13 protein-coding genes are annotated in these 13,529 nt (G+C 53.0%); 9 read left to right on the top strand and 4 right to left on the bottom strand.

The features are described 5' to 3' along the window. Positions 1–25: 25 nt before the first annotated feature. Both AC2T6E_RS09980 and yebS read right to left on the bottom strand, forming a co-directional pair. Positions 26–2,659: a PqiB family protein gene (locus AC2T6E_RS09980; RefSeq protein WP_159077893.1), complete on the bottom strand. Its 2,634-nt coding sequence runs from the start codon at positions 2,657–2,659 to the stop codon at positions 26–28. Beyond that, positions 2,628–3,911 carry a membrane integrity lipid transport subunit YebS gene (yebS, locus tag AC2T6E_RS09985; protein WP_108417594.1) on the bottom strand — a complete coding sequence of 428 codons (1,284 nt, stop codon included), beginning with the start codon at positions 3,909–3,911 and terminating at the stop codon, positions 2,628–2,630. Before yebS ends, AC2T6E_RS09980 begins: the two co-directional genes overlap by 32 nt. Before the next feature lie 132 nt (positions 3,912–4,043). Between yebS and AC2T6E_RS09990 the strand changes: the two genes are divergently transcribed. The 4 genes from AC2T6E_RS09990 (at position 4,044) to htpX (ending at position 8,467) form a co-directional block, all read left to right on the top strand. Then, positions 4,044–4,541, top strand: a complete 498-nt coding sequence (locus AC2T6E_RS09990; protein WP_010432639.1) for a GAF domain-containing protein — start codon at positions 4,044–4,046, stop codon at positions 4,539–4,541. A 96-nt stretch (positions 4,542–4,637) separates the two neighbouring features. Continuing rightward, complete coding sequence (proQ, locus tag AC2T6E_RS09995) at positions 4,638–5,324, top strand: RNA chaperone ProQ (protein WP_042717984.1); 687 nt, start codon at positions 4,638–4,640, stop codon at positions 5,322–5,324. Positions 5,325–5,343: 19 nt separating this feature from the next. Beyond that, complete coding sequence (gene prc, locus AC2T6E_RS10000; protein ID WP_126816323.1) at positions 5,344–7,392, top strand: carboxy terminal-processing peptidase; 2,049 nt, start codon at positions 5,344–5,346, stop codon at positions 7,390–7,392. A gap of 193 nt (positions 7,393–7,585) precedes the next feature. Continuing rightward, on the top strand, positions 7,586–8,467 hold the full coding sequence (gene htpX / locus AC2T6E_RS10005) for a protease HtpX (RefSeq protein ID WP_108417596.1): 882 nt from the start codon (positions 7,586–7,588) through the stop codon (positions 8,465–8,467). A 51-nt stretch (positions 8,468–8,518) separates the two neighbouring features. On the opposite strand, the gene AC2T6E_RS10010 is transcribed toward htpX, so the two are convergent. Then, positions 8,519–9,892, bottom strand: a complete 1,374-nt coding sequence (locus AC2T6E_RS10010; RefSeq protein WP_126816324.1) for an MFS transporter — start codon at positions 9,890–9,892, stop codon at positions 8,519–8,521. 178 nt (positions 9,893–10,070) lie between these two features. On the opposite strand from AC2T6E_RS10010, the gene kdgR reads away from it, so the two are divergent. Beyond that, a complete protein-coding gene (gene kdgR, locus AC2T6E_RS10015; RefSeq protein ID WP_010432655.1) occupies positions 10,071–10,862 on the top strand; it encodes a DNA-binding transcriptional regulator KdgR in 792 nt (263 codons plus the stop codon). Between the two features lie 64 nt (positions 10,863–10,926). On the opposite strand, the gene AC2T6E_RS10020 is transcribed toward kdgR, so the two are convergent. Further along, on the bottom strand, positions 10,927–11,166 hold the full coding sequence (locus tag AC2T6E_RS10020) for a YobH family protein (protein ID WP_029485125.1): 240 nt from the start codon (positions 11,164–11,166) through the stop codon (positions 10,927–10,929). A gap of 159 nt (positions 11,167–11,325) precedes the next feature. Between AC2T6E_RS10020 and mgrB the strand changes: the two genes are divergently transcribed. The 4 genes from mgrB (at position 11,326) to AC2T6E_RS10040 (ending at position 13,518) form a co-directional block, all read left to right on the top strand. Further along, the gene (mgrB, locus tag AC2T6E_RS10025; protein WP_089598207.1) at positions 11,326–11,469 is read left to right on the top strand and encodes a PhoP/PhoQ regulatory lipoprotein MgrB; all 144 of its coding nucleotides are present in this window, start codon (positions 11,326–11,328) and stop codon (positions 11,467–11,469) included. Positions 11,470–11,543: 74 nt separating this feature from the next. Then, complete coding sequence (locus AC2T6E_RS10030) at positions 11,544–11,834, top strand: YebO family protein (RefSeq protein ID WP_238459437.1); 291 nt, start codon at positions 11,544–11,546, stop codon at positions 11,832–11,834. A 23-nt stretch (positions 11,835–11,857) separates the two neighbouring features. After that, positions 11,858–12,847 (top strand): MBL fold metallo-hydrolase, encoded by a 990-nt coding sequence (locus AC2T6E_RS10035; protein WP_416719199.1) that lies wholly within the window; start codon positions 11,858–11,860, stop codon positions 12,845–12,847. A gap of 527 nt (positions 12,848–13,374) precedes the next feature. Continuing rightward, entirely contained in the window at positions 13,375–13,518 is a 144-nt protein-coding gene (locus tag AC2T6E_RS10040) for a DUF2627 domain-containing protein (protein ID WP_052302290.1), read from the top strand. Positions 13,519–13,529 lie beyond the last annotated feature (11 nt).

Here is a 13,529-nt window from a genome sequence, read left to right on the forward strand (position 1 = left end):
CGCGTTGACACCGGAGCCTTTCAGATTAACGCGGCAGGGCGGTTCCCCATTCGCGCCACTCTTTGGGTTCACTTTCAAGTAGCAGGAAGTGTTTACCCGGCTGGGCTTTCGGTGCCAGCGGTGTACCCGGTGGCGTTGCGAAGGCGATACCGCCGCGTATGAACTGGTTAAAGGTACCGGTTTTCACCACGCCACCCGTCAGGCCAAAGTCCAGTGAATATCCGGAGGCCAGCCAGAATACGGAGTTGTTGCGTACAAGGTGCTGGTAACGATCGCTAATGCGCAGCGCGACCATCACGCGGTCCGAAAGGGTACCCAGCGTCAGGCCCGTCACGGTGCCGACTTCAATACCGCGGAACAGCACCGGTGTACCGATGGACAGTCCACCGGCTTCCGGGACTTCGACCACAATGCTCAGGCCATCAAGGTAGCGCGAGTCGGTAATCGTCGCTTCCTGCAGTTCAAAGTCACGACGGGCTTTCCCTCGACCGGCTTCAACGTTGATGTAGGGCTGCAAAATCGTGTCGAGATGCTCAACGCCTGCGGCAGATATCTGCGGCGTGACCACGGAGAAACGTGAGCCCGCGCGGGCGAAGGTCTGCACATACTCCGGATAGAGCACGGCGGTGGCCTGCACTTCATTGCGCGATGTGATCAGCGTTAGCTTCTGGATCTGCCCGATATCAATGCCCAGATAGCGAATAGGCATTCCCTCAGCCAGTTTCCCCGCATCGAAGGCATGGAGGGTAATCTGTCCGCCTACGGCACGCGCCGCGGTCTCAGACGGGAAGAGGATACGCTTATCCCCCTTGCGCATATCGCCGCCCGCACCGGGCAGATTATCGAAGCTAATCGCACCGCGCAGTGCGCGGGAAAGAGGAGAGGCCTGCACGGTTAATCCGCTGCCGTTAAGCTGGACCTTCGCACCGCCTTCCGCCCAGAACACGCTATTTGCGGTGAGAAGCTTGCGGTATTCCGGCTTGATATGCAGTTCGATATCAAAGGCGTCCGCGCGCGGACGTACGGTGATCACTTCCCCGACCTCAAACTTGCGATACAGCACAACCGAACCGGCCTGCACGTCTGGCAGCGTCTCGGCGCTCAGCGTCAGCGTGGTGGTCGGCAGATCGCTCAGGCTGTTTTCTATCGCCTTGTCCAGATTGGCATACAGGGGATAACTCTCCCGCACGGGGCCTTTATTGCCCGGCAGAATGCGGATCCCGCCGTTGACCCATTCGCTGGCGCTAGCGCCGAGGAACTCAACGCCGTCCAAACCGACTTTCACATCGACGCGGCTGTTCACTACAAACTTACTGTCACCATGCACCAAATCGCTGTACTGCGGATCGATAGCGGCCGAGAAGGTGACCCCTTTTTCCGACAGGGTGCGCTCCAGCACCTGGCCCACCTGCACGCCATGTAAGATCAGCGGCTGACCGGCTTCAATGCCGTAACTTTCCGGGGCGTTAAGCGTCACGGTCACAACGCCGGGTTTTTGCAGCAGCGCTTTGTCCGCCGGGGCAATAACAAAACTGTTGCTGGGCTGCCCCTCTCCGGGGATAAGTTCAAAGGTAGCGCCCGTGAGCAGGCTGCTGATGCTGGCATCACTCAGCGACAGCTTGGGACTGCGCATCTCAATACGCGTTTTCTCTCGCAGGAGATCGACCACGCTCGGATCAACGGTCATCTCACCGGTTACCGAACCGCCGGGATTGAGCGTCATTTTCGTCAGCTGTCCGACCTCAAGCCCTTGATACATCAGCGGAGTCGAACCGGCTTTCAGCCCTTTGGCGTCGGGCAGGGCAAGTTTCACGATCACACCGCGCTGGCTGTGGGCCAGATCGGCGTACAGTCCAAAGGTGTCATCGGCTTTGGCAGGGCTGGACCCTTCCGGGGAATCGAAGGCGATAGCGCCGTTCACCAGCGCCGCCAGGCTTTCCAGCTTCACTTTTGCACCGCTCAGGCTGACGTCCGCATCCACGCCGGACACATTCCAGAAGCGGCTGCCTTTTTTCACCAGGTTAGTGAAGCGGCGATCGATCAGCACGTCAATGGTCACACCCTGTTTGTTCGGGTTGATGGCGTAATCGTAAACGCGACCCACCGGAATTTTGCGGAAGTAAACCAGCGAACCGCTGTTCAGTGAACCCAGGTCAGGTGCCTGCAGGTGGATCATCAGGTCGCCGTTATTGAGTCGGTACTTCGGCTGCGTATCGAGCGCCACAAAGTGATCCTGCGGCTCGCCTTTACCCGGCATCATGCCGATATAGTTACCGCCAACCAGGGCATCCAGCCCCGACACACCGGCGAGAGAGGCTTTCGGCGTCACCAGCCAGAACTGCGTTTCGCTGCGCAGAGCATCCTGCATGTCAGATTTGATACTGACTCGCACCTGAATTTTGTTCAGCCCTTTTCCCAGCGTGATGTCCTGGACTGTACCGACTTCCACCCCCTGGAAGCGAACAGGGGTGCGCCCGGCGACGATACCGTCGGCGGTCTGGAAGTCAATGGTGACAGTACTTCCGCGATCTTCATAGCTCGTCCAGATAAGCCAGCCCGCGATCATCAGGGCGATGACGGGCAGCAACCAGAATGGCGAAATGCGGCGTTTTGTTTTAATTCTCGCTTCAGTCGGCGAAGCGGGCGTTTCCTGACTCATGTGCATCCCAAAGTAAGCGGCTATCCAGCCATTCCACAGCAAGAATAGTCAATATCACCGCAGAGCCGAAATAAAAAGCTGCGGGTCCCATTGTAAAAGCAAGCAGCTGATCGCGATTGATGAGCGACATCATCAACGAAATCACGAACAGATCCAACATCGACCAGCGACCAATCCAGGTAACAAACCGCAGAAGCAGGATGCGTGTGCGCAGGCCCTGTTCGCATTTAAAATGGATGCTGATAAGTAACGTAAACATCACCACCACTTTGGTGAACGGCACCAGGATACTGGCGATAAACACAATGGCCGCCACGCCCACGTTGCTGTGGGCGAGGGAGATAATCCCTGAAAGGATGGTGTCTTCCTGGCGCGCGCCATTCACGTAAATGATTGAAATCGGCAGCATGTTAGCCGGGATCAGGAATACCATGGAAGCAATCAACGCTGCCCAGCATTTTTGCAGGCTGTTGTTGCGCCTCAGCCTTAGCGGAATATGGCATCGCGGGCAGCGTCCCCGTGTATCCGGCAAGCCGGTATAGTGGCAACCTAAACAGACGCGCAGGTTTTCATCCGGACGCGAGGCCGGGCGCTGGGGATAAAAACGCTCCCAAAGCTGCTCCACGTTCAGATGGATCAGCGTCAGAATACTGAGCAATACCAGGCAGATGAAGGCGAACAGCCCAACGCCGGGCTGCAAAAATGCGTAGTCCTGCACTTTAATTGACGCCACACCGACCCCGACCAGGTAGATATCCAGCATGACCCACTCTTTCAACTTATCAAGCATCAGCAACACGGGGCGCAGATTCATCCCAAGAATGTTACCAAGCCACAGATAGGCGATGGCGGCGACCAGAACCAGTGGCGCACCGACGGTACAGAACAGCACCATTGCGGCGGTCAGGGGATCGCCCTGGCGCGTCATCTGCCAGATCCCTTGCAACACGTTGGCATCAATACGCACGCCGAGCAGATAAAGTTTCAGCAGCGGCTCGCTCCAGGCAAAGGGCATAAGCAAGAGCATCGTCACGGCCATGGCTGCCAGACGGGTCAACGACCAGTCCCGCCCGTCGCGGATTTTGGCGTCACAGCAGGGACAAAACGCACTTTGGTGCGATTTCATCTTCGGCAACATAAAAAGCGTATCGCACTGCGGACAACGCTGATAATGTGCACGAGGCAGGGCCTCACTTACCGTATGGATAGTGATCTTCTTTGTCGGCGTAATTTTGGTTGTTTTTAAGGCCATCAGCTGCGCACAAAAGTGTATTGTTGAAAGTTATATTAACTCATGAATTGATTCATCTTGAGCATGAGCGCATTTAATGCTTATTTTAATAGGCTATGCGGTAATTTTGTAAGACAACTAAGTGATTGAAGAATGAGCAAAACAGAATTCTACGCGGATCTCAACCGCGATTTTAAGGCATTGATGGCAGGTGAAACCAGCTTCTTAGCCACTCTGGCAAATACAAGTGCATTATTGTTTGAACGGTTGACCGAGGTTAACTGGGCCGGTTTTTACCTTCTGGAAGGTGAAACACTGGTGCTGGGGCCTTTCCAGGGAAAACTGGCCTGTGTGCGTATTCCGGTCGGACGCGGCGTATGCGGTACCGCGGTGGCCACCAACCAGGTTCAGCGCGTGGAGGATGTTCACGCTTTCGACGGCCACATTGCCTGTGATGCGGCAAGTAATTCTGAAATCGTACTGCCGCTGGTGGTAAAAAATCAGATTATTGGCGTTCTGGACATCGACAGTACGGCTTTCAGTCGCTTTACGTCTGAAGACGAGCAGGGCCTGCGCGAGCTGGCGGCGAATCTCGAAAACGTTCTGGCAGCAACCGATTATCAAAAATTCTTTGCGAGCGTCGCAGGATAATCAACGGATAACGTAGCAATTACTGATAGCGTCATTATAATGTCGCCTGTTCATGCCTGCGCGAGTTGGCAACGTCCGTTGTAATCAGGAAATTTCATGGAAAATCAACCTAAGTTGAATAGCAGTAAAGAAGTTATCGCATTTCTGGCCGAGCGTTTTCCTCAGTGCTTCAGCGCTGAAGGTGAGGCTCGTCCTCTGAAAGTCGGTATCTTTCAGGATCTGGTCGCGCGCGTTGAAGGTGAGATGAATCTCAGCAAAACGCAGCTTCGCTCTGCCTTACGTCTTTATACGTCTAGCTGGCGTTACCTGTACGGTATCAAACCGGGTGCAACCCGTGTTGATCTCGACGGCAACCCTTGCGGCGAACTGGATGAGCAGCACGTTGAACATGCGCGCAAGCAGCTGGAAGAAGCCAAAGCACGCGTTCAGGCACAGCGTGCCGAACAGCAAGCGAAAAAACGCGAAGCCGCTGCGGCAAATGGTCAGGAAGATGCGCCTCGTCGCGAGCGTAAACCGCGTCCAGCACCGCGTCGTAATGAGAATAACGATCGCAAACCGCGTGCAGACAAGCCAGCAGCTAAAGCCCCACGCGCGCCTCGTGAAGAGCAGCGCCATACCCCAGTTTCTGACATTAACGCACTGAGCGTCGGTCAGGCTCTGAAGGTCAAAGCGGGTAACAATGCGATGGACGCCACCGTACTGGAAATCACCAAAGACGGCGTTCGTGTACAGCTGACTTCTGGTATGTCAATGATAGTACGCGCAGAACACTTGTTGTTCTGAAACGGAGGCCAAGCCTGGCATGAACACTTTTTTTAAGCTCACCGCGCTGGCGGGCCTGTTTGCTATAACAGGTCACGCCTTCGCTGTGGACGATATTACGCGTGTTGATCAAATTCCGGTATTGAAGGAAGAGACGCAGCACGCGACGGTGAGTGAGCGCGTGACGTCGCGCTTTACTCGTTCGCACTATCGTCAGTTCGATCTCGATCAGGCCTTTTCGGCCAAAATCTTCGACCGTTATCTGAACTTGCTGGATTACAGCCATAACGTATTGCTGGCCAGCGACGTCGAACAGTTCGCTAAACGTAAATCCGACGTGGGTGACGAACTGCGCTCCGGTAAGCTGGATCTGTTCTACGATCTGTATAATTTATCGCAAAAGCGTCGTTTTGAACGTTATCAATACGCGCTGAAAGTGCTGGAACGTCCAATGGACTTTACCGGCAACGACACCTTTAATCTGGATCGCAGCAAAGCGCCATGGCCGAAAGACGAAGCCGAGCTGAATGCGCTGTGGGACGGAAAAGTTAAATATGACGAACTGAGCCTCAAGCTCACCGGCAAAGACGAGAAAGAAATTCGTGAGACCTTAAACCGTCGCTACAAATTTGCCATCCGTCGCCTGGCGCAGACCAACAGTGAAGATGTGTTCTCCCTGGCAATGACGGCGTTCGCCCACGAAATCGATCCGCATACCAACTATCTTTCCCCACGTAACACTGAGCAGTTTAATACCGAAATGAGCCTGTCTCTGGAAGGTATCGGCGCGGTGCTGCAGATGGACGATGACTATACCCTGATCAACTCCATGGTGGCAGGTGGCCCTGCCTCCAAAAGCAAAGCGATTAGCGTAGGCGATCGCATTGTCGGTGTTGGTCAAACCGGACAGAACATGGTCGATGTGATCGGCTGGCGTCTGGACGATGTGGTTGCGCTGATCAAAGGGCCGAAAGGTAGCAAAGTTCGCCTGGAAATTCTGCCTGCAGGGAAAGGGACGAAAACCCGTATCGTCACCCTGACACGCGAACGCATTCGTCTTGAAGACCGTGCTGTCAAAATGTCGGTGAAAACCGTCGGTAAAGAGAAAGTCGGTGTTCTGGATATCCCTGGCTTCTACGTTGGTCTGACCGACGACGTGAAAGTGCAGCTACAGAAGCTGGAAAAACAGAACGTCAGCAGCGTGATCATCGATCTGCGCAGCAACGGCGGTGGGGCGCTGACCGAAGCGGTTTCCCTGTCGGGTCTGTTTATTCCGTCTGGCCCGGTAGTTCAGGTTCGTGATAACAACGGTAAAGTGCGTGAAGATGCCGATACCGATGGTGTGGTCTATTACAAAGGCCCGCTGGTGGTGTTAGTCGATCGCTTCAGTGCGTCTGCTTCTGAGATCTTTGCCGCGGCAATGCAGGACTATGGCCGTGCGCTTATCGTCGGTGAGCCGACCTTTGGTAAAGGCACCGTTCAGCAGTACCGCTCTCTGAACCGTATTTACGATCAGATGCTGCGCCCGGAATGGCCTGCGCTGGGCTCCGTTCAGTACACCATTCAAAAGTTTTACCGCGTGAACGGTGGCAGTACGCAGCGTAAAGGCGTGACGCCGGATATCATGATGCCAACGGGCACCGAAGAGACCGAAACGGGCGAGAAGTTTGAAGATAACGCGTTGCCGTGGGACAGCATCAATGCTGCGACGTTCGTGAAATCTGGCGACATGACTCAGTTTGGTCCTGCGTTGTTGAAAGACCATAACGAACGCATCGTGAAAGATCCTGAATTCCAGTACATCCTGAAGGACATTGCGCGTTTCAATGCCCTGAAGGCGAAACGGAACATTGTTTCTCTTAATTACGCTCAGCGTGAAAAAGAGAACAATGAGGATGACGCAACGCGTCTGGCGCGTATCAACGATCGCTTCAAACGTGAAGGTAAGCCTCTGCTCAAAAAACTGGACGATCTGCCAAAAGATTACCAGGAGCCGGATCCTTATCTGGACGAGACGGTGCATATCGCCCTCGACCTGGCGAATCTGCAAAAAGAGAAACCCGCAGTGCAACCGGCACCTGCAAAATAATCCCTCAACAGGCACAAGACATTGTGCCTGTTTTTTTTAGTTCTGCTTCATCTCGTCAAGCTGCTCTTCAATTGTGTAAAGTTGTGTCTTTCTGGTGACTTACACCCCTCGAATCCTTGAAAATAGCCACAATACCCATACGATGTGGGTAATCGCATAGTGCGTTTTGTTAAACAGAGGTTAAAAGAAAATTATGATGCGAATCGCGCTCTTCCTGCTCACCAACCTGGCGGTTATGGTGGTATTCGGGCTGGTGCTAAGCCTGACAGGAATTCAGTCGAGCAGCGTTCAGGGTCTGTTGATTATGGCGCTGCTGTTTGGTTTTGGTGGCTCATTCATCTCACTGCTGATGTCGAAGTGGATGGCGCTGAAATCAGTCGGTGGTGAAGTTATCGAGCAGCCACGTAACGATATGGAACAGTGGCTGATGAACACGGTGGCTCAGCAGTCAAAGCAGGCAGGCATCGCGATGCCTCAGGTTGCAATTTACCATGCACCGGACATTAACGCCTTCGCAACGGGGGCACGTCGTGATGCGTCTCTGGTTGCCGTCAGCACCGGTCTGCTGCAGAACATGAGCCGTGACGAAGCCGAAGCGGTTATCGCTCACGAAATCAGCCATATCGCGAACGGTGACATGGTGACCATGACCCTGATTCAGGGCGTGGTGAACACCTTCGTGATCTTCATCTCTCGTATCCTGGCGCAAATCGCGGCAGGCTTTATGGGGGGCAACCGCGACGAAGGTGAAGAGAGCAACGGAAACCCGCTGATCTATTTCGCTGTTTCGATGGTACTTGAGCTGGTGTTCGGTATTCTGGCAAGCATCATTACCATGTGGTTCTCACGTCACCGTGAATTCCACGCGGATGCAGGCTCTGCAAAACTGGTAGGGCGTGAGAAGATGATTGCTGCGCTGCAGCGTCTGAAGACCAGCTACGAGCCGCAGGAAGCGAACAGCATGATGGCCTTCTGCATTAACGGTAAAACGAAATCACTCAGTGAGCTGTTTATGTCTCACCCGCCGCTCGATAAACGTATTGAAGCGCTGCGCAGTGGCGAATACCTGAAGTAACGCGAAGACACCGAAAAAAGCCGGGCTGGAGAGTACTCCGCCCGGCTTTTTTTATGCCTTCACGCCGGGCTGGGTGACCCGAAGTCCGCTGATTATGGCCGCGAGGGTAGCAAGGAACCCTGCGGTCAGGAGCGCAACGTGGTTACCGTTCTGCCCGGCAAGGTTAAACATCAGCGCAACCAGTGCTGCACCGGTACTTTGACCCAGCAGACGCGCCGTGCCGAGCATGCCGCTGGCTCCCCCGCTGCGATGACGCGGTGCGGAAGTGATAATGGTGTGGTTGTTCGGCGACTGGAACAGACCAAAACCCGCACCGCACAGGATCATGCGCCAGATGATATCCAGATCCGTAGGCGATGAGGGAAGCAGAGCCAGGGCAAACAAGCCGGTTGCCATCACCGCCAGCCCGATTGCACCCAGCAGTCCGGCATGCACGCGTTCGATCAAATACCCGGCCAGCGGCGCCATCACCATCGTCGCCAGCGGCCATGGCGTTAACAGCAGCCCGGTTTCAACCTCAGAACGACCAACCACACTCTGCAGGAAGAAGGGCAGGGAAACCAGCGCCAGCATCTGGGCACAGAACGAGCAGATCGAGGTGCAAATAGACAGTGAAAAAAGGGGAATACGCAGCAGGTCTACCGGCAACAAGGGTACCGGCAGTGCAAGCTGGCGACGCACAAAGAAAAAGCCTACAACCAGCAGAGCGGCAAGTTCTGCGCCGGTAAGCGCTAACGACTGACCCTGGGCAAACCCGCTCAGAGCAGTAATCAGCAGGCCAAAGGTCAGGGCATTCATTACCGCACTGGGCAGATCAAAGCGGGGCATGGTGCTTTTCGGGCCATTACCAGGGAGATAGCGCAGGGCAAAGACGATCGCGATGATGCCGAGCGGCACGTTGATGGCGAAAAGCCATTGCCAGGAGGCGACTGAAAGAATAGCCGCCGCAATAGTCGGTCCGGCGGCAGAAGAGACCGCGACAATAAATGAGTTGATCCCCATACCGCGTCCTAAATGGCGCTGAGGGTAGATTAAGCGGATCAGCGCGGTGTTGACGCTCATTAGCGCCGCGCCGCCAAAACCCTGGGCAATACGGGCTATCGTCAGGGTGTGCAGCGAATCTGAAAGGGCGCAGAAAAGTGACGTCAGGGTAAAAACCACCAGCCCGCACTGATAAACCCGGCGATAGCCGAACATGTCGCCCAGAAAAGAGAATGAGAGCAGCGAAACCACAATGGCTATCTGATAAGCGTTGACGATCCAGATAGAACTGGCAGGGGAAGCCTGCAGATCGCTGGCAATCGTTGGCAGGGCAACGTTAGCAATGGCACCGTCGAGAACGGCCATGGAAATACCGATGATAATCGTCGCAATAGCGCCGTAACGCTGGGGCAAAGGCAGACCATCGGAAAGGATTTTTTGCATTTTGGGTGAATAGCTCGGTAGGAAATTATTCTCAGGGTAACTATTTTAGCACTGTTAATTCCGTTTTATGTCGCAGATTTGTAACGAAGTAAACGAGGATTGATTGCAGCTAGCATGACGGGAATTTATAATAAAAACCGGTTCTGATTTTTATAAAACACTCTCCATGAGGTGATAAATGGCAATTGCAGATTTGGATAAGCAGCCAGATTCTGTTTCTTCCGTGCTGAAGGTGTTTGGCATCTTACAGGCGCTCGGAGAAGAGCGTGAAATTGGTATTACAGAGTTGTCGCAGCGTGTGATGATGTCGAAAAGCACCGTTTATCGCTTTTTGCAAACCATGAAGTCACTGGGCTATGTTGCGCAGGAAGGCGAATCTGAAAAATACTCGCTGACGCTGAAGCTGTTCGAACTGGGTGCCCGTGCCCTGCAAAACGTTGATCTGATCCGCAGTGCGGATATTCAGATGCGCGAACTTTCTCGTCTGACAAAAGAAACGGTCCACCTTGGCGCACTGGATGAGGACAGCATTGTTTACATCCATAAAATTGATTCCATGTATAACCTGCGCATGTATTCGCGCATTGGTCGCCGGAACCCGCTCTACAGTACCGCCATTGGTAAAGTACTGCTGGCATGGCGCGACCGTGAAGAGGTGGAGCAGATCCTCTCTGGCGTGGAATACAAACGCAGCACGGAGCGTACCATTACCACCACCGATGAGCTATTAGCGGTGTTGGATAAAGTGCGTGAGCAGGGTTACGGTGAAGATAACGAAGAACAGGAAGAAGGGCTGCGCTGCATTGGCGTTCCTGTGTTCGACCGCTTCGGTGTTGTTATTGCTGGCCTGAGTATCTCGTTCCCGACGCTGCGCTTCTCCGAAGAACGCCTGCATGAGTACGTGGCAATTCTTCATACTGCCGCGCGTAAAATCTCTGAGCAGATGGGCTATAACGATTATCCGTTTTAACCCCGGCAGGGATAAAAAAAACGCCGCATTTGCGGCGTTTTTCATGGATGCGGTTCAGCGATATTTAGCCGTTATCAATTACTACGGACGATTTACGCAGGACGGGGCAGTTGGTCAAACCGATGATCCCACTGTCCGAGTGGATGTACTGCGCAGTACTCATGCCCTGGGCTGTCAGATATTTACACTTGATACCTAAACCTGCAGCGTTTTCGGTGCTCCCCACAAGCACGCCATATCCGGTTAACAGAAGACCAGTCCAGAGAACGGCCAGTGCAATAATAGTTCGAATGATTAAATGCATCATTGCCTCTTTATCGTTGTTGTCATGCATTTAGCCTAACCTGTTTACTCAGTGAAACAAGTGCACGATTCCGAAAAGAGTTTGATGAGGGTACAGTTAGACGCTGTTTAAGATAGCCGTGATAACCTGGCTGCCTCGGGTCATAAAACGGAGAGTGGAGTGAAAAAAATACGCTGGGTAATTCTGGTTATCGTGTTGGTGGCATGTGTGGTGCTGTGGACACAGACTATCAACGTGATGTGCGATCAGGATGTACAGTTTTTTAGCGGCGTTTGCGCAATCAACAAGTTTATTCCGTGGTAAGACGCATTTTTTCCTAAGGTCATTTCCTTCCTTCGCGCCAGTGGTAAAATGGGCGTTTTTATTGAGGTGGTGAAATGGGTGAGTTAATGAATTCAGGGCTGCTAAATCTGGCATCCCTGATGGTCTCGTTGGTTATTCTGGTCGCTGGACTGGTCATTTGGTTTTTCGTCAACCGTGCCAGCTCGCGCACGAACGAGCAAATCGAATTGCTTGAAGCGCTGCTCGATCAGCAAAAGCGCCAAAACGCGCTGCTGCGCCGTCTGTGCGAAGCAAACGAACCAGAAGAGAAAGAAGCCCCTAAAGAAGCGGTCGCTGCAGACAAAGAAGACGAAGACGACTTTATCCGTCTGGTGGCCGAACGATAACCTGTTGCTCGCGGGAGGTGGCCGTGGTCTGGAAAAATCCCTGGTATGACCCCTCCCGGATCCATCACACGCCGAATGGCTTTCGCAATACTGCACCTGTAGGACATCAGCCCGGCGATGTTGAGCGCTGGCGTAAGGCGCGGAAAGCGGCAGGTTTACCTAAACCGCCTGCGCTGGGATATGACGAGTTCATACGCCAGTGGTGGCAACCTGTTGAGCTGAAACAGCCACAAGGCGACGGGGTCTGGTGGCTTGGACACGCGAGTCTGCTGGTGCAGATGGATGGCAACACCATTCTGACCGACCCGGTCTTTTCGCGACGCGCTTCTCCGCTTCCTTTTGCAGGACCGGTGCGCAAAACACCTCCTGCACTGTCTGTTGAACAACTTGTGCAGCTTGATGCCGTGGTTATCTCGCATAATCACTACGATCATCTCGACGATGCAACCATTCGCCGTATCCTGAAACGTTTTCCAGACGTAATGCTGTTTGTTCCCTTAGGTCTGGCAGACTGGTTTCGCCGTCGCGGAGCCAGGCACATCGTACAACTCGACTGGTGGCAGAGCATAACCTGGCAGGGAATCACCCTGACAGCCGTTCCGGCGCAGCACTGGAGTATGCGTACCCCCTGGAACCGGAATCGTTCATTATGGTGTGGTTGGGTCTTTGAGGGACGAAAGCACCGCTTTTGGTTCAGCGGTGATACGGGCTATTCGCCGGATCTGTTAACGATACCCGAACGTCTGGGTAAAATTGACGCCGCCGCGTTGCCGATTGGCGCCTATGCACCAGAATGGTTCATGGCGGTCCATCACATGGACCCGCAATCTGCCGTGGCGTTATGGCAGCAGCTCGGCCAACCCCTGGCCTTTCCTATCCATTGGGGCGTGTTTGAACTGGCAGATGAATCCCTTGATGAACCCGTCCATGCGTTAACTCAGGCACTGAATAATGTAGCACCGGTTAATAATTCCTTCAGGATACTGAAAATTGGCGAATATTTATCCTTTTAAACAATGCGCGCAATAGTTGCATATATTTTGTATTTATAGTCCTTCAGGATTGTTTTATTTTTATCGAAACGTTTTGCTTGCCTTGTTTTGAGGCAGAGTCATAAAAATTTCATTATTTTGGTGCATCATAGTCTTTATTCACTGGTGATTTTTAATGCAGTGTCAGTATGTTTATTAACACCAAATGTGCATTGTCCTATTCCCAATGCGTTGGAATGTTTTGAGCATAAGTTTTCACAAAATGTTCTAACGCAATCAATGTCCTAAAGAAAGTTACCCCTGAATCTGGACGGCAAGAACAGTATGGTCTATGGTAAAAAAGTCTTAGATAACAGCGCTTGCGGTAATAGCGCAGTGGCGGTGTAAAGAACACACGTTGTCCATGATCGTTGCGCATAAGTGTGCAGATCATACCAGGGCAGTGTTTGAATTTGTGCGGCGGATCGAGACACGTTTAAAAATGGCTTGCCATATTAATCGTTGTGTGTGATAACACGTTTTGGGTCAAACGAGGTACAGTTCTGTTTATGTGTGGCATTTTCAGTAAAGAAGTCCTGAGTAAACACGTTGTCGTTGAATACCGCTTCTCTGCCGAACCTTATATTAGTGCCTCATGCAGTAATGTCTCAGTTTTATCTCAGTCAAGCCTGCGGGCTAAGAAAACACTCTAAGGAATTTTGCA

It is taken from the genome of Enterobacter sp. B79-1, from assembly GCF_057444735.1.